The sequence below is a fragment of the Alkalimonas amylolytica genome, from assembly GCF_900107845.1.
Taxonomy (GTDB): domain Bacteria; phylum Pseudomonadota; class Gammaproteobacteria; order Enterobacterales; family Alteromonadaceae; genus Alkalimonas; species Alkalimonas amylolytica.
In genome coordinates, this window is record NZ_FNRM01000013.1 from 18023 (window position 1) to 44395 (window position 26373).

26 protein-coding genes and 1 pseudogene are annotated in these 26373 nt (G+C 53.5%); 15 read left to right on the top strand and 12 right to left on the bottom strand.

Annotation, left to right across the window (positions count from 1 at the left end; genetic code table 11):
* Window positions 1-100: 100 nt before the first annotated feature.
* From BLW37_RS17320 to BLW37_RS17365, 10 genes are all read left to right on the top strand, one after another.
* On the top strand, window positions 101-1144 hold the full coding sequence (locus BLW37_RS17320; RefSeq protein ID WP_091345165.1) for a rod shape-determining protein: 1044 nt from the start codon (window positions 101-103) through the stop codon (window positions 1142-1144).
* A gap of 42 nt (window positions 1145-1186) precedes the next feature.
* A complete protein-coding gene (mreC, locus tag BLW37_RS17325) occupies window positions 1187-2035 on the top strand; it encodes a rod shape-determining protein MreC (RefSeq protein WP_091345168.1) in 849 nt (282 codons plus the stop codon).
* Complete coding sequence (mreD, locus tag BLW37_RS17330) at window positions 2035-2517, top strand: rod shape-determining protein MreD (RefSeq protein ID WP_091345170.1); 483 nt, start codon at window positions 2035-2037, stop codon at window positions 2515-2517. The genes mreC and mreD overlap by 1 nt, the downstream gene beginning before the upstream one ends.
* 10 nt (window positions 2518-2527) lie before the next feature.
* Window positions 2528-3100 (top strand): Maf family protein, encoded by a 573-nt coding sequence (locus BLW37_RS17335; RefSeq protein ID WP_091345172.1) that lies wholly within the window; start codon window positions 2528-2530, stop codon window positions 3098-3100.
* Window positions 3097-4560 (top strand): ribonuclease G, encoded by a 1464-nt coding sequence (gene rng / locus BLW37_RS17340; protein WP_091345174.1) that lies wholly within the window; start codon window positions 3097-3099, stop codon window positions 4558-4560. The genes BLW37_RS17335 and rng overlap by 4 nt, the downstream gene beginning before the upstream one ends.
* Window positions 4560-6503, top strand: coding sequence for a YhdP family phospholipid transporter (locus BLW37_RS17345; protein WP_091345176.1), 1944 nt, complete (start codon window positions 4560-4562; stop codon window positions 6501-6503). The genes rng and BLW37_RS17345 overlap by 1 nt, the downstream gene beginning before the upstream one ends.
* 11 nt (window positions 6504-6514) lie before the next feature.
* Complete coding sequence (locus tag BLW37_RS17350; protein WP_091345179.1) at window positions 6515-8242, top strand: YhdP family phospholipid transporter; 1728 nt, start codon at window positions 6515-6517, stop codon at window positions 8240-8242.
* Window positions 8220-9068 carry a carbon-nitrogen hydrolase family protein gene (locus tag BLW37_RS17355; protein WP_245785770.1) on the top strand — a complete coding sequence of 283 codons (849 nt, stop codon included), beginning with the start codon at window positions 8220-8222 and terminating at the stop codon, window positions 9066-9068. Before BLW37_RS17350 ends, BLW37_RS17355 begins: the two co-directional genes overlap by 23 nt.
* Window positions 9065-10504: a metalloprotease TldD gene (tldD, locus tag BLW37_RS17360; protein WP_091345181.1), complete on the top strand. Its 1440-nt coding sequence runs from the start codon at window positions 9065-9067 to the stop codon at window positions 10502-10504. Before BLW37_RS17355 ends, tldD begins: the two co-directional genes overlap by 4 nt.
* 152 nt (window positions 10505-10656) lie before the next feature.
* Window positions 10657-11652, top strand: a complete 996-nt coding sequence (locus tag BLW37_RS17365; protein WP_091345183.1) for a branched-chain amino acid aminotransferase — start codon at window positions 10657-10659, stop codon at window positions 11650-11652.
* 159 nt (window positions 11653-11811) lie between these two features.
* Here the strand turns inward: BLW37_RS17365 and BLW37_RS17370 are convergent, their stop codons facing one another.
* The 4 genes from BLW37_RS17370 to yjgA all read right to left on the bottom strand — a co-directional run bounded on the left by BLW37_RS17370 (window position 11812) and on the right by yjgA (window position 15847).
* Window positions 11812-13080 carry a hypothetical protein gene (locus BLW37_RS17370; RefSeq protein WP_091345185.1) on the bottom strand — a complete coding sequence of 423 codons (1269 nt, stop codon included), beginning with the start codon at window positions 13078-13080 and terminating at the stop codon, window positions 11812-11814.
* 37 nt (window positions 13081-13117) lie between these two features.
* Window positions 13118-14689 carry a PH domain-containing protein gene (locus BLW37_RS17375; RefSeq protein ID WP_091345187.1) on the bottom strand — a complete coding sequence of 524 codons (1572 nt, stop codon included), beginning with the start codon at window positions 14687-14689 and terminating at the stop codon, window positions 13118-13120.
* Window positions 14682-15224 carry a PH domain-containing protein gene (locus BLW37_RS17380; protein ID WP_091345189.1) on the bottom strand — a complete coding sequence of 181 codons (543 nt, stop codon included), beginning with the start codon at window positions 15222-15224 and terminating at the stop codon, window positions 14682-14684. Before BLW37_RS17380 ends, BLW37_RS17375 begins: the two co-directional genes overlap by 8 nt.
* Before the next feature lie 89 nt (window positions 15225-15313).
* On the bottom strand, window positions 15314-15847 hold the full coding sequence (gene yjgA / locus BLW37_RS17385) for a ribosome biogenesis factor YjgA (protein ID WP_171907668.1): 534 nt from the start codon (window positions 15845-15847) through the stop codon (window positions 15314-15316).
* A 106-nt stretch (window positions 15848-15953) separates the two neighbouring features.
* On the opposite strand from yjgA, the gene pmbA reads away from it, so the two are divergent.
* Complete coding sequence (gene pmbA, locus BLW37_RS17390) at window positions 15954-17312, top strand: metalloprotease PmbA (RefSeq protein WP_091345193.1); 1359 nt, start codon at window positions 15954-15956, stop codon at window positions 17310-17312.
* 63 nt (window positions 17313-17375) lie between these two features.
* On the opposite strand, the gene BLW37_RS17395 is transcribed toward pmbA, so the two are convergent.
* The 5 genes from BLW37_RS17395 to BLW37_RS17415 all read right to left on the bottom strand — a co-directional run bounded on the left by BLW37_RS17395 (window position 17376) and on the right by BLW37_RS17415 (window position 21078).
* Window positions 17376-17936: a CBS domain-containing protein gene (locus tag BLW37_RS17395; protein ID WP_091345195.1), complete on the bottom strand. Its 561-nt coding sequence runs from the start codon at window positions 17934-17936 to the stop codon at window positions 17376-17378.
* Between the two features lie 82 nt (window positions 17937-18018).
* Complete coding sequence (locus BLW37_RS17400; protein ID WP_091345197.1) at window positions 18019-18333, bottom strand: hypothetical protein; 315 nt, start codon at window positions 18331-18333, stop codon at window positions 18019-18021.
* A 163-nt stretch (window positions 18334-18496) separates the two neighbouring features.
* Window positions 18497-18637, bottom strand: a complete 141-nt coding sequence (locus BLW37_RS17405) for a DUF3149 domain-containing protein (RefSeq protein WP_091345199.1) — start codon at window positions 18635-18637, stop codon at window positions 18497-18499.
* Between the two features lie 94 nt (window positions 18638-18731).
* Entirely contained in the window at window positions 18732-19184 is a 453-nt protein-coding gene (locus BLW37_RS17410; protein ID WP_171907669.1) for a TIGR02444 family protein, read from the bottom strand.
* The gene (locus BLW37_RS17415; protein ID WP_091345202.1) at window positions 19177-21078 is read right to left on the bottom strand and encodes an ATP-binding cassette domain-containing protein; all 1902 of its coding nucleotides are present in this window, start codon (window positions 21076-21078) and stop codon (window positions 19177-19179) included. Before BLW37_RS17415 ends, BLW37_RS17410 begins: the two co-directional genes overlap by 8 nt.
* Window positions 21079-21188: 110 nt before the next feature.
* On the opposite strand from BLW37_RS17415, the gene BLW37_RS17420 reads away from it, so the two are divergent.
* Entirely contained in the window at window positions 21189-21395 is a 207-nt protein-coding gene (locus BLW37_RS17420) for a YheV family putative zinc ribbon protein (RefSeq protein WP_091345251.1), read from the top strand.
* A 15-nt stretch (window positions 21396-21410) separates the two neighbouring features.
* Here the strand turns inward: BLW37_RS17420 and BLW37_RS17425 are convergent, their stop codons facing one another.
* Both BLW37_RS17425 and BLW37_RS19035 read right to left on the bottom strand, forming a co-directional pair.
* On the bottom strand, window positions 21411-21638 hold the full coding sequence (locus BLW37_RS17425) for a SlyX family protein (RefSeq protein ID WP_091345253.1): 228 nt from the start codon (window positions 21636-21638) through the stop codon (window positions 21411-21413).
* A 46-nt stretch (window positions 21639-21684) separates the two neighbouring features.
* Window positions 21685-22682: pseudogene (locus BLW37_RS19035) on the bottom strand (WD40 repeat domain-containing protein).
* 80 nt (window positions 22683-22762) lie between these two features.
* Between BLW37_RS19035 and fkpA the strand changes: the two are divergent.
* On the top strand, window positions 22763-23500 hold the full coding sequence (gene fkpA, locus BLW37_RS17435) for an FKBP-type peptidyl-prolyl cis-trans isomerase (RefSeq protein ID WP_091345204.1): 738 nt from the start codon (window positions 22763-22765) through the stop codon (window positions 23498-23500).
* A gap of 68 nt (window positions 23501-23568) precedes the next feature.
* Here fkpA and rsd read toward each other — a convergent pair whose 3' ends face one another.
* On the bottom strand, window positions 23569-24054 hold the full coding sequence (rsd, locus tag BLW37_RS17440) for a sigma D regulator (protein ID WP_091345205.1): 486 nt from the start codon (window positions 24052-24054) through the stop codon (window positions 23569-23571).
* Window positions 24055-24217: 163 nt separating this feature from the next.
* Here rsd and nudC point away from each other — a divergent pair, with 163 nt between their 5' ends.
* Both nudC and hemE read left to right on the top strand, forming a co-directional pair.
* On the top strand, window positions 24218-25033 hold the full coding sequence (nudC, locus tag BLW37_RS17445; RefSeq protein ID WP_091345207.1) for an NAD(+) diphosphatase: 816 nt from the start codon (window positions 24218-24220) through the stop codon (window positions 25031-25033).
* Window positions 25034-25267: 234 nt separating this feature from the next.
* Window positions 25268-26341, top strand: a complete 1074-nt coding sequence (gene hemE, locus BLW37_RS17450) for a uroporphyrinogen decarboxylase (RefSeq protein WP_091345209.1) — start codon at window positions 25268-25270, stop codon at window positions 26339-26341.
* Window positions 26342-26373: the final 32 nt, after the last annotated feature.

The following is a 26373-nucleotide window of genomic DNA, read 5'->3' on the forward strand; positions in this document are numbered from 1 at the left end:
ACAGAATTTTTGTCTATCCGATACCCGAGACTGCAGTCGGTCCCTTTGGTCCTGGCTTGCAGCATCCGGGCTTGAATGAGCATAAGGATCAATCAGTTCCATGTTTAATAAACTGCGCGGTATTTTTTCCAACGACTTATCCATCGATCTGGGTACAGCAAACACACTAATTTATGTGAAAGATCAGGGTATTGTACTGAATGAGCCTTCTGTGGTGGCGATCCGGCAAGAGCGTGCCGGTGGTCCTAAGAGTGTGGCTGCGGTCGGTCATGCGGCGAAGCGCATGTTGGGCCGAACGCCTGGGAATATCAAAGCCATTCGGCCGATGAAAGATGGCGTGATTGCCGATTTCTATGTGACCGAAAAAATGCTGCAGCATTTTATCAAGCAAGCGCACAGCAACAGTTTTTTACGACCTAGTCCCAGGGTGCTGGTTTGCGTACCTTGTGGTTCTACTCAGGTTGAACGCCGTGCTATTCGTGAGTCAGCACAGGGCGCTGGCGCCCGCGAAGTCTATTTGATCGATGAGCCGATGGCAGCAGCTATCGGTGCTGGTATGCCGGTGTCTGAAGCGACGGGTTCTATGGTGGTGGATATTGGTGGCGGTACCACAGAGGTGGCCATTATTTCTCTAAACGGTGTGGTCTATTCATCGTCAGTCCGCATTGGTGGTGATAAGTTTGATGATGCCATCATCAATTACATACGCCGCAATTACGGCATTCTGATTGGTGAAGCCACAGCAGAACGTATTAAAACAGAAATTGGCTCTGCCTATCCCAGCGATGATGTGCTGGAAATTGAAGTTCGCGGCCGCAACCTGGCTGAAGGGGTACCACGCAGCTTTACTATGACCAGCAATGAAATTTTAGAAGCGCTGCAAGAACCACTGGCTGGTATCGTGAGTTCGGTCATGGTGGCGCTTGAGCAATCACCTCCAGAGTTGGCTTCAGATATTTCTGAGCGTGGTATGGTCTTGACTGGTGGTGGCGCCTTGTTGCGCGATTTGGATCGTTTGTTGATGGAGGAAACAGGTATCCCGGTAGTGGTGGCTGATGAGCCGCTCACCTGTGTGGCCCGTGGTGGTGGTAAAGCGCTGGAAATGATCGATATGCATGGTGGTGATGTCTTCAGTTATGAGTAAGTCACAATTCTGGTGGCAGCCCTGCGCTTTTAGGGTTGCCTGATGAATCCTATCTTTGAACGCGGCCCTTCGTTGCGGCTGCGCCTTTTTTTTGCGCTGTTACTGAGTATCGGCCTGATGCTGATTGACCGCTATACCGATAGCTCTACGCAACTGCGTAGTTATCTGACTGCAGCCGTCAGTCCGCTTTTTTACGTCGCCAGCCTGCCTCAAGTGATTTTGACGGGTGCTTCTGAGCAGTTTATGTCACATCAACGTTTGCTGGCAGAAAATGATCAGCTGCGTGAGCGCTTGTTGCGACAAAGTGGCAATCTGCAGCGGCTGGAGTTCTTACAGCAGGAAAACAACAAGTTACGTGAGCTGCTGGGCTCAGCGCCGGTGACCGAAGGTCAGCGGCTGGTAGCGGAAGTGTTGGCCGTGTACAGTCATCCGTTCAGTCACCAGATAGTGCTGAATAAAGGCAGCAACGATGGGGTGACTGAGTTTCAGCCCATCATTGATGAGCTAGGCATTTTGGGCCAGGTGGTTAGTGTTGGTCCCACCAGCAGCCGGGCGTTGTTAATTACCGATACTACTCATGCCATTTCACTGCGGATTGAACGTACTGGCGTTGCTGTAATCGCCGAAGGCTTGGGGCAATGGGATCGCATCCGGTTGGTGCATCTGCCGCACAGTATTGATATTCAGGATGGCGATCGGCTGGTGACGTCCGGCTTGGATGGACGCTTTCCGGAGGGCTACCCAGTAGCACGGGTAAACCGGATCCAACGTGATGTCAGTCAGCCTTTTTTGCAAGTACAGGCTGAGCCTTATGCGCAGTTAGATCGCATCCGCTATGTGCTGCTGCTCTGGCCACAGACGGAGCTGGACCAGCAAGGAGACTCCGACTGATGCAACGAGCTAAAGGCATAAGTGTGATTTATTTGTCCTTGTTGCTGGCGCTGATCCTGATGGTTATGCCCATGCCGGCTATGGTGAAGCTGTTCCGACCGGATTGGGCACTACTGGTTTTGTTATATTGGGTCTTGGCTTTGCCATTTCGCGCCAACATTGGTACCGCCTTTGTGGTAGGCTTTTTGGTCGATGTGCTGGTAGGAACGGTGCTTGGTGTCAATGCACTGGCTTTTTCTGTGGTAGCGTTTGTGATGGCTGCCAATCATCAGAAAATCCGCAACTTCTCGATTTTACAGCAATCATTATTGGTTGGGTTATTACTGGCTTTATACCACTTGCTGATTTTTTGGCTCAGCCACTTCTTGACCGGTGTGTATTTTTTACCGGATTACCTTTGGCCAGTACTAACCGGTACGCTGGTTTGGCCCTGGTTGTTCTGGTTGCTACGCAGGGTTCGACGACAATTTAAAGTACGGTAAGACAAAGGCTATGAAAACAACGATTGGATTGGCTTCAGCCTCCCCGCGTCGGCATGAGCTGCTAAGCTTACTGCAACAGCCCTTTGAGCGGGTGAGCATTGATGTGGATGAGCGTTTGCTGCCAACGGAGGCAGCTGTGGACTATGTGCAGCGATTGGCCCGCACTAAAGCTGAAGCGGGCTTTGCCGCTATTGGCGGCCGGATGCCGGTACTCGGTGCCGATACCATCGTGGTGATTGACAACAAGGTACTGGGGAAACCAGTGGATGAAGCTGACTTTAAGGCCATGATGCAATTGTTGTCTGACAAGGTTCACCAGGTGCATACCGCGGTAGCGATTGCATGGCAGGGGCGGCTGCTTGAACAGTTGGTGAGCAGCCGGGTACATTTTGCACCCTTGTCCGAACAGATGATCGCTGACTATTGGCACAGTGGTGAGCCTGCTGACAAAGCTGGTGGCTATGGTATTCAGGGTATTGGTGGCCGTTTTGTGCGATACCTGGAAGGCAGTTACAGCGCTGTGGTTGGTTTGCCCTTGTATGAGACCGATCAGCTGTTGCAACAGCTGGAGGCAGCCAAATGAGTTCTGAATTGCTGATCAATGTCACGCCGAGTGAAACCCGGGTTGCGCTGATTGAAAACGGCGTTTTGCAGGAGGTGCATATTGAGCGCCAGGCCAAGCGAGGCATTGTCGGCAATATTTACGTCGGCAAAGTAAGCCGGGTGCTGCCTGGGATGCAGGCCGCTTTTGTCGATATAGGTTTGGACAAAGCCGCTTTTTTGCATGCGTCCGATATTGTGCAGCCGCAGGTGGCGGATGATGCCGGACAGGCCGCAATGAACCGGGACATCCGGGGCTTGGTTCGCGAAGGCCAGCTGTTGTTGGTGCAGGTGGTCAAAGATCCGCTAGGTACCAAAGGTGCCAGATTGACGACCGACATTACCCTGCCTTCCCGTTATCTGGTGTTTATGCCCGATGCCAATCATGTTGGTGTGTCCCAGCGCATTGAAAGTGAAACCGAGCGCACGCGTTTAAAAGCCGTAGTGGCAGAGTTTGTCGATGAACACAGCGGCTACATCATCCGTACAGCTGCCGAAGGGGCCGGTGAAGAAGAGCTAAAGCAGGATGCCCGCTTTTTAAAAAAACTCTGGGCCAAAATCAGCAAGCGCAAGCAGAAAACCCGCAAAGAAGGGCGGGTCTATGAAGATCTGAACCTATCCTACCGTATCTTGCGTGATTTTATCGGCACCGATCTGGAGCGTATTCGTATCGACTCCAAGTTGACCTACCAGGAGTTGCTGGCGTTTACCGATGAGTTTATTCCGCAGATGACGCCACTGCTGGAGTACTATCCTGGCGAGCGGCCGATCTTTGATATGTTTGATGTGGAAAGCGAAATCCAGCGTGCGCTGGAGCGCAAAGTGATGCTAAAAAGTGGTGGTTATCTCATCATTGATCAGACCGAAGCCATGACCACAGTGGATGTCAATACCGGCGCTTTCGTAGGGCACCGTAATCTGGAAGATACCATTTTTAACACCAATATCGAGGCTACTCAGGCCATTGCCCGCCAGCTTCGGTTGCGCAATCTGGGCGGTATCATTATTCTCGATTTCATCGACATGCAAAACGAAGAGCATCAGCGCCGGGTGCTGCACAGCCTGGAACTAGCCTTAAGTCGCGATCGGGCCAAAACCAACATCCATGGTTTCTCAGCCCTTGGACTGGTAGAGATGACGCGCAAAAGAACCCGGGAAAGTCTGGAACATATCCTCTGTTCGGATTGTCCAGTATGTAAAGGGCGTGGCAGTTTGAAAACGGTGGAAACCGTTTGTTTTGAAGTGCTGCGTGAAATTGTCCGGGTGAACCGCGCTTATGATGCTGATGAATTTGTCGTGTATGCCTCGCCAGAAGTAAAAGATGCACTAAGCAACGATGAGTTTCATAACCTGGCAGAGGTGCAGGTATTTATCGGCAAGCAAATCAGTGTTCAGGTAGAACCCTTGTACAACCAGGAACAATTTGATGTGGTGATGATTTAGTGCAAAAAGTGGGGCGGTTGTGTTTATTTTGTTTGCACAAGCTATGGCTATTGGCGGCCATTAGTCTGGTGTTACTGGCGGCGCTGGTGTCTATCCTGCGCTACAGCCTGCCGTATGCCGATCATTACAAATCTCAGATTGAACAACTATTATCCAATCAGTATGGTACTGAAGTCCGTATAGGTGAGCTCAGTGCCAGTTGGCAAGCCAGAGGTCCCGCCCTGTTGCTGCATGATCTGGAATTTGCCAGCGAAAGTCAGCAGCTGGGTTTTTCGGTTGCCAGAGCCAGGGTGCACCTGCACTTTTGGCATAGCTTACGCAGTTTGCAACTGCGTTCCAGCCATGTTGAGCTTTCCGGCGTTGAACTCCGGTTAGTGGCTGAAAGCCTGGTTGGCGCGACTGAAAATGGAAGCCGGCAAGAGCCTCTGACTGACGCGTTGGAACAGCTTTTTTTCAGGCAATTACAGCAATTTACTATTCAAGACAGCAGGGTCTTGCTCGAGCTGGCGCACAGTGATCCTCTGGTGTTGTCGGTGCGTCAGCTCAGCTGGCGCAACCAAGGTCAGCGTCATCAGGGGCAAGGTGCGATAGCGGTCGAAGGGGTCACGGGTAATAGCTTGTCCTTTGTGCTGGATCTGTATGGTGAACGCCTGGACGCCACCTTTGGGCAGCTATATCTGCAAAGTGAGCAACTGGATATTCAGCCTTGGTTGAGCCAGTTTTTGCCTGAGTTGGTCGAGCTGGACTATGCCAATGTTAATTTGCAAGCCTGGGGGCGGGTTGAGCAAGGTGCCATTCAGCGCATTCAGGTGGATTTGGCGGATAACACCCTTGGATGGCAACTCGAGCAACAAGAACATTGGTTGAAGCTAAGCCAGGGGCAATTGCTCTGGCATCCGGCTGATAGTGGCTGGTCACTGTTTTCTTCCGAGTTACAGCTCAGCAATTCAGAGCAAAGCTATCCAGGTATCCTGCTGCAACTGCACCGCATCGATGAGCAGCTGTTGGGCCAGCTGCAGGGGCTGGAGTTGGCTGCTTTGCAACCATTAAGTGCCTTAATCGCCCAGCAACGGACCGAGTTGCAGCTTCTGACGAAGTTGCAGCCAGCTGGACAACTGACTGAGCTGGCCTGGGCTCTGCAGCCGAATGACTGGCAGCTGCAAGCAAAGCTGGATCAACTGCACAGTCAGCCCTACGCCGATATCCCCGGTGTGCAGCGGCTCAATGGCCACTTAGTTGCAGCCACTAATTTTGCTGAGTTACGTCTGGCTAGTCAGGACAGTGCACTAGACTGGCAAGGTGCTTTCAGCCAGCCGATGCAATTTCGGCAGCTGCAGGCAGAGTTGCAGCTTCGCTATCTGGACGATGTCTGGCAATTGCGTATGCCAAAATTTCAACTGCAAGGCAATGATGTACAGGCTGAAGCGCAGCTGGTGCTAAACTTTTCTGAGCAGGCCGAATTGTTTTTACTGGCCACTGCGGATGGGGTAGCCGTGGCCAATGCGATGCATTTTTATCCGCGCCACTATATGCCTGTCAGTATTATCGATTATTTGTCCTGGTCTTTGCTCGGTGGTGAGGTACGCAACGCGGCTACCCTTTGGCATGGCCCCTTGGGTCAGTTTCCGTTCCCTCAAAATGAAGGTGTTTTCCAATCAACCGGCCAGGTGACCCAGGGACGGATGCGCTTTCAACCGGACTGGCCAGAACTGACAGAGGTAGAAGCCTTGCTCTGGTTCGAAAATAGCCAGATGCAGATTTCCAGTTCAAAAGCGCGGTTGCAGGGGCTGGCGGTCAGTGAGTTGGTTAAAGTGCGTATCGATGATCTGTTTCAGGCCGATACTCTGTGGATTGATATCGCGACCACGGCTGATGCGACTGAGGTGCAAAACCTGATGCAGCAGTCGCCGCTGGCCGGCTGCGGTTTGATAACGATCGGATAGATGCCAACGCTATGCAGGCCAGCTGGTCTGGGTTGCCGTTCGCGCTAAAGCTGTCTGGTCAACAAGGCAAGGAGCACTACCAACTGGGACTGCAGCTGGATGGGCAGCAGGAGGCCGCTCAGATGCTAAGCCGAGTGCCCGTCAAGTTGCCTGAACTGGCTCATGGTGATACCAACTGGCAGCTGCAGTTGGATGTGCAATTACCGGGTGATGGTTTTGCCTATCAGGCCCAGCTGCAGGCTAACTTTGATCAGACGGCACTGGCCTTGCCGGCTCCTTATAACAAAGCTGCTGGCGATGAGTCTGCTCTGGAGGTCTGGGTGCAGGGCGATGCTGAGCAGAGCTTGATCCGAGCTGCTTACTCCGAGCCATTGTACTTTCAGGCACGACTGCAACACGACAGCGGCACTATGGATCAGGTGCTACTTCGACTGGGCGGGCGCCATTACGGCGTATTGGAGCCTGGCTTAGTGGTGGATGTTGAGCTGGATGCCACTGAATTACTGCCTTGGTTTGAATTATTGCTACCACCACTAACAGCTGCCAGCGAGCATCGGTCTGGGCTATGGCCTGCACTTAGTCGGGTGCGGGGGCGGGTGGCTACGTTGCACTTGCCCGAGCAGCTGGCGTTGCACCAGACGCTGTTTGAGTTGACGCCTGCCGATGATCACTGGGCCTTGCAGCTCAATGGCGCTGAAATGGCCAGCCAATGGCGTTTTTATCATGACTGGCAGCAGCGCGGTATCGCCATTGATATGGATTATTTACGTCTTAAAGCGCAGGATGCTGAGCTTTCCCAAACGGCGGCGTTGCCAGCGGCAGAGCGGCAGCCGATGGAGTGGCTAGAGCAGTTGCCTCCCATTCGGCTGCGCTGCCAGGATTGCAGCTACGGTTCCTATGCGCTGGGACAAGTGCAGGCCGAGCTGGCCAATACGGACCAAGGGCTGGAACTTAGGCGTTTTCAGGCAGAATACAAACGCAACCGGCTGCAACTGAGTGGGCATTGGCAGCCAGACGGCGGCCTTGGCCTGAGCCACTTTAAAGGCAGCTTGTACAGCCCAAACTTAGGCGCCTTGCTCAGTGAGTATGAGCTGAGCACCGCTATTAGTGGCAGCCGGGCGGATGTTCAGTTTGATGTGCACTGGCAGGGCAGTCCTCTGCAATTTGGGCTGGCCAGTCTTGGAGGTACCGCCAGCTGGCAGTTGGGAGAGGGCTCTTTGTCCGAAGTCAGTGATAAGGGAGCCCGATTATTTTCGCTGTTTAGTCTAAACTCCCTGGTGCGTAAATTGCGGCTGGATTTTCGCGATGTTTTTGCTAAGGGTTTTTTCTACAACCGGATGCAAGGTGAGATTAGCCTGCACCAGGGGGTGGCGCAAACCAGCAACAGTACCATTGATGGTGTGGCGGGCAACCTCAGCATGCAGGGCTATGCCGATTTAGTGAACCGTAAACTGGATTATCAGATGACATTGGTGCCGAAAGTCACCTCTAGTTTGCCGGTGATCATCGCCTGGATGGTGAACCCGGTATCGGGTTTGGCCGCATTGGCACTGGATGAAATGTTTACCTCGGCTGAAGTGATTTCCCGTGTCAATTTTACCGTCACTGGTACCTTTGATGAGCCGGTGGTAACAGAAGTGAACCGCCACAGCACCGAAGTGCCGGTACCGGTGCGCGTTGCTCAGCCACCGAATGAAGCAGAGCAGGTGGAGCAAAATGGTCAACCTCATGGCGACTGACTGGCAGCTTACTGCTTTGCAGTGGTGCAGTGCGCCTGAGCCTGCAGTTAATCTGCAGCAAGTACGCAACTTTTTACAGCAAATACCTTTTTTTCAACGGCACCTGGTGGTGTTGCCGGAGTGTGCGTTGATTTTTGGTGGGCCGGAGGGCTGGCAGCATGGCTTTCAAGAGCCGCTAGGGCAGGGCCACTGGCAGCAGCAACTGGCTGCTTTGGCCCGTGAGTTTCAGCTTTACCTGTTACTGGGCTCTTTTCCAACCAAAAGCACAGATCCCACCCGTTTTTATGCCTCCAGCTTGTTGTTTGGCCCAGATGGTCGCCTGCTGGCGGATTATCAGAAACTGCATTTGTTTGATGTTCAGGTTGTCGATAATACCGGCAGTTACCGCGAGTCGGACAGCACCATGGCCGGTGAAAAAGTCACTCTGGCCGATTGCGAGGGGCTGAAGCTTGGCTTGACGATATGCTATGATGTGCGTTTCCCCGGCCTGATGCAGCAATTGGCGGCGCAGGGCATGCAGCTGCTGGCGGTGCCCTCGGCTTTTACCAAAGTCACCGGCGCAGCCCACTGGCACAGCCTGCTACGGGCCAGGGCCATCGAAACCCAGTGCTTTGTGGTAGCGCCAAACCAAACCGGTCAGCATGCCAATGGCCGTGAGACCTTTGGCCATAGCCTGATTATTGATCCCTACGGTCGGGTGCTGGCGGATGCCGGCGTTGAGCCAGGCTGGATTAGCTGCCGTATTGACCTGAACGAATTGATGGCCGTGCGTCAGGCCATGCCACTTTGGCAACACAACCGTTTTAACTGTGAGTTGACACCATGAACCGAGTCGAACAGAACCTGCTGCATGCCCATGAACTGACCGAGCAGCATCTGCAACAGAATTTAAGCTATTTGCTGCAGCACCAGCTGGACTATGCCGATCTGTATTTTCAATCCAGCGTGCATGAGTCCTGGGTGCTGGAAGACGGCCTGGTGAAAGACGGCTCGTTTAATATTGAGCAAGGCGTAGGCGTTCGTGCCATCAGCGGAGAAAAAACTGGTTTTGCCTATGCCGATACCATCAGCCAGGACGCGTTGTTGCAAACGGCCAGCGCCGCACGGGGTATTGCCAATCAGGGCCAGCAAGGCAGTGTCAAAGCCTTTAGCCGGCGCGAAAATCAGGCGATTTATTTGCCGTGTGAGCCACTGCAGAGTTTAAATAATACCGAAAAAGTGGCCTTACTGCATCACATCGAAGCCTATATCCGTACATTGGATGCTCGGGTCAAGCAGGTCATGGTTAGTTTATCCGGCGTGTACGAAGAAATATTGGTGGTGGCCAGTGATGGTACTTTTGCCACCGATATCCGGCCTTTGATCCGACTCAATTGTTCGGTGTTACTGCAGCAGGGGGATCGTCGCGAGCGTGGCAGTGCTGGCGGTGGTGGTCGCAGCAATTACGATTATTTCACCGCCGAAGTCGATGGTGGTCCGCGCTGGCAACACTATGCCCGTGAAGCGGTACGGATGGCGCAGGTGAATCTGACCGCTATTGATGCTCCGGCTGGTACCATGCCCGTGGTACTGGGTGCAGGCTGGCCTGGTGTCTTGCTGCACGAAGCGGTCGGCCATGGCCTTGAAGGCGACTTTAACCGCAAAGGCTCCTCCACCTTCAGTGGCCGTATTGGTCAGCAGGTGGCGTCCAAGCATTGTACCATCGTCGATGATGGCACCCTGGCACATCGCCGTGGTTCGCTCAATGTTGATGATGAGGGTACGCCTTCGCAGTACAATGTCCTGATTGAAAATGGCATTTTAAAAGGCTATATGCAGGATAAGCACAACGCCATGCTGATGAACACCGCGCCAACTGGCAATGGCCGGCGGGAGACCTTTGCCCACCTGCCGATGCCACGTATGACCAACACCTACATGCTGGCCGGCCAGCATGCACCGGAAGAGATTATCGCCAGCGTGAAAAAGGGCATCTATGCGCCGAACTTTGGCGGCGGTCAGGTCGATATCACCTCCGGCAAATTTGTATTCTCGGCCTCGGAAGCCTATCTGATTGAGCATGGCAAGATCACCGCCCCGATCAAAGGGGCGACCCTGATTGGCAATGGCCCTGCTGCGATGCAGCAAGTGTCGATGGTTGGCAATGACCTGGCACTGGATACCGGCGTTGGTGTCTGTGGCAAACAAGGTCAGAGCATCCCGGTCGGTGTTGGACAACCCACGCTGAAGCTGGATGCCATGACCGTTGGTGGCACTCAGTAAGCCTGAGGTAGCCTGTCGATGTGGAGGCCTTCTTGCTGGTGCAATCAGTTTGCCAGCCAGGCGGTCAGTGAGTACACTCAGGCACTTTCAATAGTCGTTTTATCAACCCGCCTCAGAGCGGGCTTAGACCCGAACCCTTACAGGAAGAAGTTATGGCAGCATTTGGTACCGTTTTTATGCCAGAAATGGCAATGGCCCGCTTCAGTGAAGGCGCCTGGAGCAGCGCAGAGATCGTTTCATCCAACAACATCAGCCTGCACCCGGGTGCCCATGTGCTGCACTACGCCAGCACCTGCTTTGAAGGTTTAAAAGCGTTTCGGCATGAGGATGGCTCCATTCATCTGTTCCGGATGGATCGCAACGTCGCCCGGATGCAACAAAGCAGTCAGCTGCTGTCTTTGCCAGCGTTTGAAGCACCAATGCTGGAGCAGATGATCATCGACATCGTGCGGCGCTTTGCTGCCGAAGTACCGGCCCCGCCGGGCTCGATGTACATCCGGCCCACCCATATCGGTACCGAAGCGGCTATCGGCAAAGCGGCGGCGCCTACGGCGTCATCTTTGCTGTATGTGTTGCTCTCCCCGGTAGGCGATTACTTTGCAGGTGGTGCCAAGCCGCTGCGCCTGCTGCTGGAAGAAAACGGTGCCCGCTGCGCTGCCCATATGGGCATGGTGAAAAGCGGTGGCAACTACGCCAGCGCACTGCAGCCCATTTTAAAAGCCCGCGCCAGTGTGCAGGCTGATCAGGTGCTGTTTTGCCCGGGCGGCGATGTACAGGAAACCGGCGCTGCCAACTTCCTGCTGATTGACGGCAACGAAATCATTACCAAGGCGCTCGATACCAGCTTCCTGCACGGGGTAACCCGCGATTCCATTTTAACGCTGGCGCGCGATCTGGGCATGACAGTCTCAGAGCGCGAACTAACGGTTGAAGAGCTGCTGGAGCGAGCGGCCAAGCCGGGCGCCGAAGCGGCTCTGTCTGGCACGGCAGCGGTGCTGACGCCGGTAGGCACCTTGATCCGTGGTACCCAGGAGCATCAGGTCGGCAGCGGCGAAGCCGGCCCGATCACCATGAAACTGCGCCAGGCACTGAATGCCATTCAGTGGGGCAAAGCCGAAGACAAGCACGGCTGGCTGCGCAAAGTCTAAAAACTGCGCTGCTGTATTCGCCAAAGGCCCTTGAGTGGGCCTTTGTTGTTTCCGCGCATTCAGCGGCCCAAAATCAAAGGCATTAAAGAGTACTTTTAGTAGTAACTTCGGCAGCAATAGGGCGAGGCTTGCTAAACTCACCTGCTATGAGAAAAGCTTTTAGTGTGGATTTGTGGTAGGTATTCTAGCGCAGATAGTCTCATTCAACTTGTGGCAGAGCATACCATCCTCCAGCCAGGGTAGTTCACCGGTATATGGGTTTGGATAATTGTGTGGATTAGGCAAGCTATCTTGCGGACGCTCTATAACGGCACGCAGTAATTGCAATCGAAGGTCTAGTTCCAGCACAGGGATTTGGATGTTTAAAAAGCGTGGAACCATGATTTGAAAGAGCAGCTCACCAGTGATGTTGCGGTAGTTGCGCAGCAGAAAAAGCCAATGAGGCTCCTGCGACTGACGCAACTTTTGGTTATGTGTCTGAATCCGATGATCCGCTTCATGGATGGCCGCAACAAGTTCTGAATGTGGAGTATCATCGACAATTATTTTCAATTGGTAGAAGGCGGCCATTCGGTTCAGAGTCATCTGGGGTTTATAGAGCAAACGATTGGTGTTGGGGTGTTTGCTTAATGGTAAGAGCATCGAAGCACTGTCGAGAAACATATGTTGCCACAGGGTGTTCATCAAGAGCTCTTCTGGTTTGAGTGGTGCCAGAGCGTTCTCAAACACAGACCAGTTTGAGTAGTCTGCTTGGGCAAGCTTAAGCAATAAGGGCTGGAAAAAAGCCTCCGCATAAATCACCGGGAGGATTTGCAGTTCCAGCTGATTCGTTCCTGCCATCAAGGTACGTTGCAGTTGGAACAAGGATGCAAGCTTTTGCGCCGCTACCTCCAATTGCCGGTCTTCAATCAGGTACAGAATGTCTAGAAAAGCGAGCTGGTAAAGCTGATCCAGTTGTTCAAAGTCTGTGGTCGCTATTCGGGCATCAATGTTAGTGAAGTTGTCCAAGTTACTGAGCTGATAGAGTCCGTCAAGTAACAGTGTGAATTCACTTAACTTAGCTGCTATTTGTGGGCGCTTTAGCAAGAGCCGCGCAACACAGGCTTCATCAAGGTGGGGATCACAGCTGGGTAGCGTTTCAGTAAAGGGTTTAAGCTCAGGTACGGTTGGGTAGCTATGTTTTATGCGCGACCACTCTCTGTACACGGCTTCCTGGGTATAGTGGGCTAGCCCTCGCTCGTAATTAAGTCCTTGCACACTGAGTCCCATTAAGTGTATGTGAACATTGTTCTCTAGCATAATGGGTTTTTCAGCCTGTTTTAACCAGGCTTGGGTATCTGGATGAAGTGGGTCATCACGCAGGAGTTGAATGGTGCCGTATAGCAGGATGCTGAGCACAAGCAGTCCAAGCCAATGCATTTTCTTCATCATCGCTCCTTAATAAGAAAGGCATACCACCCAGTGGTTACATCCAACCTTTGTTGCTGCTTTGTGCCTGATACAGGGCGTCATTGGCGATCTGTTCTGCATCCTCTGCCGGCATGTAGGGGATGGTCAGGCTGCCGGAGGCAAACACCAACTGCAGATGGCGTAGCCTGGCGCGACGCATCAGCCAGTGCTGCTGACGGGAGACTTGCTGCAGTTTGTACAGCGGCACGCAGAAATAATCCACCCCTATGACGCCGCGGCGCAAGTACAGGTAGTGGTCGTCGGTGGCATAGCCAAAGCGGCGCCAGCGCAGCAGCAGGAGTCCCAGTAGCAGCACAAAAAGTGGTAACAGCAGATTGGCCAGCAGTGCATCGTCCGGCCGCAGCGCCCACTGGCTAATGCCAAGCGCAGGCAGCCAGAACAGCAGCAGGCTGGGTAAGACAAAGCGCCAGTTCACCGGCCGAAAACGTACGCGTGGCAGTTGCTGATCCGAGTATGCTTCGCTCAGTAATTGCTGCGCCTCGCTCGGGGGCAGGGCAGGTACCATGATTTTGCCATGTTCAGCGTGGCTTTGGGCGGCGCTCATCGGCGCCTGCACCTGCTCGTAGCGAAGATTGCAACGGCCAAAGACTTTATCCAGCCAGTCCTGCTGCAGCCGGATCCACTGCAAACGGGAAGGTTTCATACTGATTTCATGCCGGGTCAGCAGGCCACTACGGCGGACATAGCGATCTGCGCTGCGTACCAACCGAAACTGGTAGTAGCTGAGCACCGAGGCGGCAATGGAAAACAGAGTGATCAGCAGCATAATTAGCATGGTGAAGGCAAGTACCGCCAGCCCAAGCCAGAGCCAGGATTGCTGCTCTGGGTTAAACCAGTGGCTAATGTCCAGCCCCAGGCGTTTAAACAGATCACCAAGTATCATGGTCAGCTGGTTGTAAAACGGAGCCGCCAGGCCAAGAGCCAGCATTACTCTGTTGTTGCTGATGCCATAAAGTACCAAATCGCCGACCGAGCGACTGCAGAGCAAGGTTTCATTGTTGGCTGCTTTGGCGGCATTTTGCTGATGATGCTGCTCAGGATCAGTTGGTGTATGTGGGCTAAGCTGCTGCACCGCATAAATAGCTTGTTGCAGCTCGGTGGCTAGCGCCTTGGGTAAGGCGGCGAGTTGCGCTTCCTGCTGGTTGGAGCCTGCTGTATCCAGTTGCAGGCAGAGGTGCCCGGTAGGTCGGTAATACAGCGGCTGCTGCAGCCGTACATTCTGGATACGGTTAAAGGGTAGATTCAGTTGTTTTTTGCGCAGCACACCGGAGCGGATTTCCACCGTCTCGCCGGTGACACGAAAGCGAAATGCCAGATAGCGCAGCAAGGCAATGGTGAGCAGCAGTGCAAGAATGGCCAGCAAAGCCAGTGCAAAATAACCAGGGTAGCGTTTGATGCCCTGATAAAACACCAGCAAGGTCGGTGCCAGATAAGCCATATTGCCAAAGACGGCTTTGATAAGGCGTAAACAAAAGTACAGCAGTGCGATCGGCGAGACCCGCTGCCATTGCTGCAGGGTCTGCAACTGGGCTGTTGCCGCCTGGCTGCTCACTGACTGCTTAGTCATGCTGGCGGCTACTCTTGTGCTGCAGAATAAACTGGCGGATTTTCTTCGCCTCTGCCAGCGGTAAGCCGGGAATTTCAAAGGTATGCAAGGCACCACCGGCACTGAACACCTGCAAGGTCGCCAGCCCGGCCCGGCGCTCTATCGGGCCACGTTTTAACTCAATGTGCTGAATGCGCAAAATAGGTTGGGTAACACTTTTTTCAAACCAGAGACCACTGTGAAAGCTGAGATCGTGCTCACGCAGCGCATAGCGCTTGCGAGGGAAGGCCAGGTAGCAATACAGGGTCACCCACAAGCTGCCGGCAATCAGCAGGCCAGCAAAAGCCAGCAGGATGTGCTGGTTGGGCTCGCTTGGTTGCCAGAACGGCTGCAACCAGAAAGCCAGCGCCAGCAGTACCAGCAACAGGCTGGTGGCACTGTTCAGCCACAGGGCTAAACGGCTGTAGCGGGGCGATAACGGTTGCCAGTCGAGCTGCTGTAGATCGGGCAGTTGCTCGGGCTGAACCGGACTATTGTGGAAAGTCGTCGTATCCATGCGGCAGGCTTCATGATCACCATCTGTAAGCAGAATGGTAACTGATTTTACCGCATGGCACTATCTTCATCTTTGGCTGCAGCTTCGGCTTAGTCTTCAGGCTGCTCTGCGGCGGTAATGTATGGGCGCAGCAATTGGAATAACTCGCGAAACGCCTTTGGTGGTTGCTGTTTCTGTTGTTCTTTTTGCGCCTGACGGATCAGCTGGCGCAGTTGCTGAACATCCACGTCCGGGTATTCGGCGACAAAGTGGGTAACGGCATCTTTTTCTTCAAGCAGACGATCACGCCACTGTTCCACTTGGTGGAACTTACGAGTGGCGGCCTGATTGGTGTTGCGAATCAGCGCCAGTGCCTGCTCGATGGGCTCGATATCCCGGCTACGCATTAGGCGGCCAATAAACTGAATATGGCGACGCAGGGCTTCACGCTTGCTCGATAACTTATCGGCCAGCAACAAGGCATCTTTCAATTCGTCGTCCATCGGTACCTTGGCGCGGGAAGCAGGCGCCAGTGCCAGCAGTTCTTCGCCCAGTTTTTGCAGCGCTTCCATTTCGCGCTTTACCAGGCTTTTACTCTTGAGCTCTTCGTCTTCATCCCAGTCGCCGTGGAGAAATTCTGTCATCTTGTCACTTATCTGAGTACACTATATGGCATCATTATAACGTATCGCAGTGGGAAAGAGCAGCGCATTGCAAAGAGTGTGCTCTTTATTGCAGGAACGAGGGGCTATGCAAGTAACGCAGCAGCAAATACAGCAAGACATCCAGCAGGAAATTTCGGAAGTCAAAGAAGCAGTCAGCCAGGTGCTGGCGCATGCCAAACGGCTGGGAGCCAGCAGCGCTGAGGCGTCGATGAGCCGCACCCGTGGCCTGAGTGTCGAAACCCGTCATGGCGAGGTGGAAACGCTGGAGTTTAATCAGGACGGTGGCCTTGGCATCAGTCTGTACTTTGGTCAGCGCAAAGGCTCGGCCTCGACGGCTGATTTAAGCCCGCAAGCACTGCAGCGTGCGGTCGAAGCAGCGGTAGATATTGCTCGCTATACCTCGGAAGACCCCTGCGCCGGTGTTGCTGAAGCAAGTTGGCTGGAGTTTAGTCCGCCGGAGCTGGACTTGTTTCACCCCCATGACGTGGATACAGCCGAAGCCATTGCCAGCTGCGCTCGCGCCGAGCAAGCCGCTTTTGATTACGACAGCCGTATTGTAAACTCGGAAGGGGCTTCGTTTTCGTCGCATCAGGGCATCAAGGTCTATGGCAACAGTCATGGCCAGTTGGTGGGGTATCCCAGCAGCCGGCACAGCATGAGTTGTGTGATGATCGGTAAAACCGAGCAGGATATGCAGCGCGATTACAGCTACAGTGTGCATCGTGATTTTACCAAACTGCTCAGCCCGGAGCAGGTGGGTCGTGAAGCTGCCGAGGAAACCGTCGCCCGGTTGGATGCGCGCCAGGTGCCGACCGAAAAAGTGCCGGTGATTTTCCGCGCGGATATCGCCAGCAGCTTGTTTGGTCATCTGGTCAGTGCCATCAGCGGTGGCAGCATCTATCGACAGTCCAGCTTCTTGCTGGATAAGTTGGGGCAGCGGATTTTCCCGGAGCATTTGAACATCATCGAGCGGCCTCATCTATTGCAGGGGCTGGCATCCAGTCCTTTTGATGGCGAAGGGGTGAAAACCCGTGATTTAGCCGTGATCGAACAGGGTGTACTGACCAGCTGGTTGCTGACCAGTTATTCGGCCCGCAAACTGGGCCTGGCCAGTACCGGCCATGCCGGTGGTATCCATAACTGGCAGGTACAGCATGGCGAGCAGGGTTTAGCAGCGCTTTGTCAGCAAATGGGCCGTGGCCTGTTGGTGACCGAGCTGATGGGGCAAGGGGTGAATACTGTAACCGGTGATTATTCGCGCGGTGCTGCAGGTTTTTGGGTAGATAACGGCGAAATTCAGTTCCCGGTGGCAGAAGTCACCATTGCCGGCAACCTGAAAGAGATGTTCCAGCGCATTGTCGCCATTGGTAAGGATGTAGATGTGCGCGGCGGCGTGCAAACCGGCTCGGTATTGATTGAATCGATGCAGCTGGCTGGAAATTAATGGTGCATGCAGTAAACACAGACCCGCGATTGCGGGCCTGTTGCTTTTTACACGCGTCCTGGGTCAGGCCAGCACTGAATCAAACAACTGCAAAAAAGTGGGCGCAGGGGTGACCTTCAGCGGTAGTTGCAAGCGCTTAGCAATGGCTTCACTGCTTAGTACGCCGCGGATTTGATGACTGTTGCGATCCAGCACCAAACAAAACGCCTCACCTTCGCGCTGCAAGGTGCTCAGCACATCACTTATTTTGCTGCGCAGCAGATCCTGATACGCCACTGCTTTTAACCGGCTGCGTGGCAGCATCAAGTCCCGGACGGTGATCTCATCGCGGGCTTCGCCCATCACCACCCGGCGCATAATGCTTTGCGCTGATACTTGTTGTGGGCTGATCAGGCCAATCAGTTCTTCGTTAGCATCTACCACAAGTTTGAGCGTGCTGTGTTCGCGTTCCAGCATCATCAGTGCCTCGGTGGCTGGAGTTTCGGCTTCCAGTAGACTGGGTTGATGCTGCTGAAAATCGGTCAGCCAGTGGATAGCGGCTGTGCTAAGTTCCTGCTGATGGCATTCATTGGGTTGCACCAGATGATCGTTGGCATCCAGTGAGTAAAGGGTCAGGTGTTTCATGGTCAATCCTCCGCAGCAGCCGTTCAAGCTGCTGCAACAAAGCAGTTGGACTCCGTCGCCGGAGCAAAAAATGACTGTTGTGTTAGCAGGATAAAACCGGAGGAGCCCTGGCAAGATTGGCACTTCGAACCGTGGCCAGTGCCATGCGAGCAGCTGAGTTAATGGTGCTGAGGAGGCTGGTTACCCGCTGTGGCTGGGCGCTTGTGGTAGCAGCATCACTATCATCGTGATTGTCATCGTACGACTTGGAGCGTTGTACCCAGTCACTGTTGTGTTGCAACAGAGCAGCAATGCTGTTCTGCTGCGCCAAAACCGAGGCTTCACTGCTGGCATAGGGCTGTGACTGGCTAAAGCCAGTAACCAGCAACAACAACCAAAGTGAACGGATCAGCTGCATGACAGTGCCATAAAAGAACGAACGATCTTAAGATGGCGCTCGGCTGCGGAAAATGCAAGAGGGACCTGTTAAAAAAAGACCGATTTGCGATAGTCGGCCCCTGCCGCTCCATCGAACAAACAGTAAGCCGCAAAGTTTGATTTGCGGCTGAGGCGCTAAGGACTTATTTGGCTTCCTGTTTGTCGTGGTCAACCTTGTACAAAAAGTACACTGCATAAAAAATGCATAGGCCTATCACCAGGGCGAGGCCAGTAAAGGAAATAAAGATCACCGGATCGGATATAAATTCTTGCCACAGGTTCATGGGATGCTCCTCCTGTCTGATAACTGCATTCAGTGTAGAAGCAAGTAGCTGGGTAAAAACTGACCTGGATCAAGCTTTGCGGGGGCTGTGTGATTTAGCGGGGTTGGCTTTGACGCAGATCAAACAAGATGTGCTGCCAGCGCCCAGTTTGTGGTGCCAGCAGCTGCAAGTAGCACCCCACTAAATCGGCACTCCTGCTTTGGGCTGACTTGGGGCAGGCAGCCAGCAGCGCTTGCTGTTCCAACTGTTCGGCTGCCAGCTCGGCCTTGAGCAAGGCAGCTTTGATGGTCGGTTCGGTACTTAGCTGGCGGCGCAACTGCCGAATAGGCAGGGTGACCTGCTGATTGGCCGGCAACACGGCCTGGTGCAGCTGGGCTATCTCTGCTACAGACCAGTGCCAGTGCTGCTGCTCGGCATACAGCAGCAAAAGCAGCAGGTTGATATTGGCACCAAGCTCATCCTGTAAGCTCAGCAAAGGCTGCTGCATGCCAGGGTAGCACTGCAGGCAGAACTGCCAAAACTGTTCGGCGCTTGGCAGCTTAGCCATGCTGCTGCCAGAAGGCTTGCTCGGTTTGCTCCAGTTCATCCTGCAGCATGAACCAGTCTTCTTCCACCTGGGCCAGGGTTTTGCTGGCACTGGCTTGTTCGGCCAATCGTTCCGTCAATTCCGCTTTGCGGGCGGCTTCGTACAATGCTGGCTCGGCCAGTTGCTGCTCCAGCTCCGCCAGCCGGGCGGTCAGTTGCTCTTGTTGGGCTTCGGCTTGCTCCAACTTTTTCTTCAGTGGCCGCAGCAGATTCCGTAATTCGGCTTCCAGCCGTTTTTGATCTTTACGTTGGCTGGCACTGTCTGGTTTTGCTTCTGCCTGGGTGCTTTGTTTGCGGCTGTCTTGCTGCAGCCACTGATAGTAGTCCTGCAAATCACCGGCAAAAGGCGCTACCTTGCCATCGGCTACCAGATAAAATTCATCGGTGGTACTGGTTAGTAAGTGGCGATCGTGTGACACCACGACGATGGCACCCTCAAACTCCTGCAAGGCCATCACAATGGCTTCGCGCATGTCCAAGTCCAGGTGGTTGGTCGGCTCATCCAGCAGCAGTAAGTTCGGGCGCTGGTACACCAGCAAGGCCAGCACCAGGCGGGCTTTTTCGCCACCGGAAAACGGTGCGCAGGGCTCCAATGCTTTATCACCATGAAAGCCAAAACCACCGAGAAAATCGCGCAAACTTTGTTCGCTGGCGGTAGGGTCAAGCCGTTGCAATTGCAACAGCGCCGAATCGGTTGGCCGCAGTGTTTCTAATTGGTGCTGGGCAAAATAGCCCAGACTGATGCCGCTGGCGGTCCAGAGTTCACCGGCCTGGGCCGGCAGATTGCCAGCCAGGTGCTTAATAAGCGTTGATTTGCCGGCGCCGTTACGGCCCAGTAAGCCAATGCGGCTGCCCGGCAGCAGCTGAAAATTGATGTTGTGTAAAATGGTGTGATCGCCATAGCCGAGTTGCACTTTCTCCAGCTTAAGCAATGGATTGGGCAAGGCTTTCGGTGGGCGAAAAGCAAAACTAAAGGGCGAGTCGACATGAGCTGGGGCCAGCAGAGTCATGCGCTCCAGCGCTTTCACCCGGCTTTGCGCTTGCTTGGCCTTAGAGGCTTTGGCTTTAAAGCGGTCGATAAACTGCTGCAGATGGGCAACTTGCTGTTGCTGTTTCTCGAACATGGATTGCTGTTGGGCCAGTCGCTCAGCACGTTGGCGCTCAAACTGACTGTAGTTGCCTTTGTACAGCTGCACCTGCTGGCGCTCGATATGGATCATGCTGTCGGTGACGGCATCGAGGAAATCCCGGTCGTGGCTGATCAGCAGCAGGGTGCCATCGTAGTTTTGCAGGTATTTCTCCAGCCAGAGCACTGCATCCAAATCCAGGTGGTTGGTCGGCTCATCCAGCAGCAGCAATTGCGAGGGCTTCATCAGCGCCCGCGCCAGGTTCAGCCGCATGCGCCAACCACCGGAGAAAGATTTCACCGCCTGTTGCTGCATGGCACCATCAAAGCCCAGGCCAGCCAGCAGAATGCCAGCTTTGGCTTCGGCACTGTAACCGTTTAACTGCTCAATTTGTTGATGGGCTTTGGCCAGCTGTTCGCCATCGCCGCCTTGTTTGAGGAGTTGCAGCAACGGATACAAGGCTTCATCGCCCTGCAATACATAATCCATTGCCGGGCAATCCAGCGCCGGTGTCTCCTGCGCCACCGTCGAGATGGCCCAGCTGGCCGGAATGCTCAGCTCACCGGCATCGGGTGCCAGCTGGCCCAAAAAACAGGCGAACAAAGACGACTTGCCGCAGCCATTGGCACCAATAATGCCAATTTTCTGGCCGGGAAAAATGGTCAGACTGACGTCGCTAAATAAGGCTTTGCTGCCACGGCGCAGTTCAAGTTGTTGCAATTGGATCATGAAGACATCTCTGTTGCGGCTTTGCACAAAGCAGGCAGTATACCTGAAGTGCACTGATCACAGCGAGCCTGGCTGGTGTATAATGCATGAAACCGGAGGAATTAAGCTGTATGACAACCCGCAAGAAAAAACGCTTTATCGCTGGTGCTACCTGCCCCAAATGCCATGCCATGGACAGCATGATGCTGTTTTTAGAGCACAATGTAGAAAAGGTGGAGTGCGTGCAGTGCGGCTACCAAATGACGCAGCCGGATGCCGAGGTGAGCAAAGCGGCGCGCGCCAGTGAACAACTGATCGGGGTGTTTAAACCGGAATAACCGGCTGATGTCGCATCAATAATGCGGCGGTGGTGGTTCCTGATCCTGTGGCATTATTCCATCCTGATCCTGCCGTTGCAGCTGCTTCGCCAGCAGTAGCACCTGCTGCTGCAGTAACTTAATTTGTTTTTGGTGTTCCAGCAGCTCTTTACTCAGATGCTGCATGGCATCATCCTGAAAGGCCATTTTACTTTCCAGCTCGATAATATGAAGTTCTAATTCATCCGGCTTCGTGCTGTTCATGCTGTCACTCATTTTAAATTGCGGGCGGCAAGTTTACGGAATTACATCAATAGCTGTCTAGTTGGATCTGCCAGACTTCAGCCAAACCGCTGGAGCTTTCGCTGATCAGTTGATTGGGGCCAAAAAAAGCCACAGCATGCACGGCTGCGCTGGGTGGCCGGCTGCCAACTCGGGGGGAAACCCGCCAGCGCTGCAACTCCCGGCCCGTTTGCACATCCCACAAAGCTAAATTACGACTGGGCGCACCGGTGGCCAACCATCGACCATCCTCGCTAAAACGTACTGCGCTAAATATTTGCTGCCGGGCGATAAATTGCAACCGGCTCACCAGTTGGCCAGTTTGGATATCCCAAATCTGCGCTGTGCTTTGGCTGTCGGCAGTAAAAGCAAAACGACCTTGTGGGTCCAGGGCGACTTTAGTAACACGGCTTGGATGTGGGAAACTGTGGATGATCTGGGCGGTTTCGGTATTCCACAAGAAGGCCATGTAATCGTTGCCACCGGTCAGAGCAAAGCGACCATTGGGTGACAAGTCGACACTGTTGATGCGCTCACTGTGGCCTAAAAACTCCAACCGCCGACCGCTGGCAAAGGAATGTGCTGCACACCGCCATTGCCTTTACCAATGAGCAGGTGCTCAGCATTATGCGAGACAGCAATATCACGCACTGAAGATTCGTCCAGTTGCCAGAACCCGACATTCTCGCCATCGGCAATGCGCCACAAAGCAAAGTTAGTTCGGTCGGCGCTCAGTACATGGCTATTGTTCGGGCTAATGGCCAGTGCAAACACAATGTTGTCTGCGGCATTGCCATGATTCCATTGGTACATCAAACCCTGTCGCTCGGTATCCCAGATGGTAATACCATGCTGCACCGACGATTGCACTGCGTAACGGCCGTCGCTGGAGATGGCGGCGGCATAAGTGGCCTGAGCAGCATGTTTCCATTGCTGCACCGGCGTGGTTTCCACCCTGCTGCAGGCTGCTGTTAGCAGTGCAAACAGGAAAATTGGCAGATATTTGCTGCTATGGCTTAACCTCATCTCCACAAACCGTTAGTATAGGATGACGATTAAAATCATAACACAGTGCGCAGCTTAGGCTGCCCGATTTGGAGAAAATAATGCGCGTAACAACCAAACTCAGCCTGGTGGCTGCATCTGTACTCACTTTGGCCGCTTGTCAGCCTGCTTCTGTTTCTGATGAAGGCCCGGTGAAATTGGATACCGATACCCAAAAGCAATCTTACAGCTTTGGTGTTTCTGCCGGCTACTACATCGAAAATGCGGTGGCCGAGCATAAGGCTATGGGTATTGAGTTGGATGCCGATCTGATTGTACGTGGCATGAAAGATGCCATTGCAGGCAAGGCGCTGGTAACCGAAGAGGATATTCAGCAGCATTTAACCGCCCTGGATCAAAGCTTCCGGGAAAAACAAGAGCAACAGGCTCAGGCTGCTGCAGCAGAAGCCAAGGCTGTTGGGAAGGCTTTCCTGGCCGAGAATGCCGGTAAAGATGGCGTGCAGGTGACCGAATCTGGTTTGCAGTATCAGGTGCTGGAGCAGGGCGAAGGGGCTAAACCAGCGGCTGCTGATACGGTGAAGGTGCACTACCAGGGCACCCTGATTGATGGCACTGTGTTCGACAGCTCGTACGAGCGTGGTGAGCCGATTGAATTCCCATTAAACCGGGTGATTCCAGGCTGGACTGAAGGTGTGCAGCTGATGAATGTAGGTTCTAAGTTCCGTTTCACCATTCCATCTGAGCTGGCCTACGGCGAGCGTGATATGGGCGTGATCCCTCCGAACAGTGTGTTGGTGTTCGAAGTCGAGCTGCTGGATATCAAAAAAGCCGGCGAATAACGGCTAACGTAACCACGAAAAAGGGCAGCCATGAGCTGCCCTTTTGCTATTTGCACCAATACACAGTGCTAGGCTGTGGTTTGCCGATCGCTGTGCTTGTGATGCAAGGTATGGATCAGCTCATCTTCTAACTCGAAGCGCTCTTCCAATGCCTGCCCCAGATCGGATAGCTCCAGATCAAAGGCACCACTTTGCCGGGTGCTGAAGTGATCGGCATATTTATCATTGAAATCCAATGCTAAATCGGTAGAAACGGCAATCTTTGGATACAAGCGATTGGCCAGTTGCCGGCTATCGGTGCCATTGACAGCACACTCAGAAACGATCTGTTCATAGACTTCAAAATGACCAGCCGACAGGTAATCCATCAGGATCTGACAGAACTCCTGCACCGCTTCCTGACTAGGTTTAGCGCGCTGTTTGTCGTCAAAGGGAGGCAAGCCTGCCAGTTTGCAGTAGCTGATGATCAATTGCTGGCGTTCTTCCAGCCAATGATCGATTGCGGTTAAAGCGCCGCCCCACTTTTGTTGTGCTGCCTGAACCCGCCTGTACATGACCTGCTCCTTACCCTGTCTGGTCTATAGTCTACTTAAAAGAATTCTGCCGCTAAAATCAATTGTTTTTTCATTGGTCTGAACTCTTTGACCATTTATCATACCCCCAGACAGGCAGCAGGCCAACCATTGTTGCTAAATGTTCCTAAAACAAGGATAAACGATGATCAGTCACAGTTTACCGCTTCAAGCCGACACTCAGGGCTACTGGTTGATAGTCAACCAGCAGCGGCTTTACTGGCCCGAAGCGCAGCATGGCTTGCATTTTAGTCGCATGGCTGAGCTGGTGCCCTTATTTGGTGAGCCAGAGCAAAGCGGTGCCCTGGGTGAGTTCGAGGGTAAGCCGGTGTATTACTGGGTGGTCAACGATCAGCGCGATGATGAAGAGAACTGGCAAAACCCCAGGCAGTTGTTGCGTTATGGTGATGCAGTATTTGAACTGGCCGCCAGGGCGGTGCAGGTCGCGCTTTTTATGCAAACACACCGTTTTTGTGGTCAGTGCGGTTCGGCCATGCATCTGGTAAGCTGGGAGCTGGCAGCGTTATGCCACCGTTGTGGCCATCGTTGCTATCCGCGCATCGCCCCTTGTGTGCTGGTAGCCGTGGTGAAAGGGGAGCAATTATTGCTGGCGCGTTCCAGCCGGCACAAAGCGGGGTTCTTCTCCATTCTGGCAGGTTTTGTCGAGTCGGCTGAAACGTTAGAACAGGCTGCCATAAGAGAAGTGAAAGAAGAAGTGGGCATCGATATCGACCAACTGGAATATGTCGGCAGCCAGCCCTGGCCTTTCCCGCACTCTTTGATGACCGGCTTTATTGCTCGCTATGTGGGCGGAGATATTCGTTGTCAGCCCAATGAAATTGAAGAAGCACACTGGTTTGAACCGGATGCATTGCCGGAAGTACCACCGGTGCAAACCTTATCAGGGCAAATGATTGAGCAGGTGAAACAGCAAATTGCAGGCAATAAAAAAGCCACATAATGTGGCTTAAATCACCGAAGTGATTAGAAGGTCCCGTGAACGGGCTTCTTTATTCTTATTCTTCACTAGCGCCTTCATTTTATAGCAGATGTTTTTCTGGCATACAAGCGACATTTTGAACTTTTTTTGCAAAATTCAGTCTGTAGTCAGTTTGATTCGGATCAGCATTGGAACTAGAGCCCTTGCCGTAGCAATGCTAAGATAGCACCATTCATTCCGAGGACAGATCCCATCATGCAATTAAAAAATGATCGTTACCTGCGCGCCTTGTGCAAAGAACCTGTAGATCGTACCCCCATCTGGATGATGCGCCAGGCCGGTCGCTATCTGCCAGAGTACCGCGCTACCCGAGCGCAGGCTGGCGACTTTATGTCGCTGTGCAAAAACCCGGAGCTGGCGTGTGAAGTCACGATGCAGCCACTGCGCCGTTATCCGATGGATGCAGCTATTTTGTTCAGCGATATTCTGACCATCCCGGATGCGATGGGGCTGGGCTTGTACTTTGGTGCTGGTGAGGGACCTAAGTTTGAACGGCCTATTCGTGACTTTATGGAAGTGGTTAACCTGCCTATCCCGGATCCGGAGCAGGAGTTGCGCTACGTGATGGATGCGGTGCGTACCATCCGACGTGAACTGAATGGCGAGGTGCCGCTGATTGGTTTTTCCGGCAGCCCCTGGACTTTGGCGACCTACATGGTAGAAGGCGGCAGCAGCAAAACCTTCAGCATCATTAAGAAAATGATGTACAGCGAGCCAGAAGTACTGCACATGCTGCTGGATAAGCTGGCACAAAGCGTCATTTTGTACCTGAATGCCCAAATTGCTGCTGGCGCTCAGTCGGTGATGATTTTTGATACCTGGGGTGGCGTGCTGACTCCGCGTGATTACAAAGAGTACTCGCTCAGTTACATGCAGCAAATTGTCGATGGTTTAACCCGCGAAGCCGACGGCCGCAAGGTACCGGTGACCTTGTTTACCAAAAATGGTGGCCTCTGGCTGGAACAAATCGCCGCCACTGGTTGCGACGGTGTTGGCCTGGACTGGACCATGGATATTGGCCAGGCGCGCGCGCGCATCGGTGATAAGGTGGCACTGCAAGGCAATATGGATCCGAATATTTTGCTTGGCACGCCAGAGCGCATTCGCCAGGAAGTGCAGACCATCCTGGATGGTTATGGTCAAGGCACCGGCCATGTGTTTAACCTGGGTCATGGTATTACGCCGGATGTGGATCCCGAGCGGGTTAGTGTGTTTGTCGAGGCGGTGCAGTCGTTTAGCCCGACCTATCACATGAATACCGACGATTAAACGGTAAAAAGTAGCAAGCCCGGCAGTGCCGG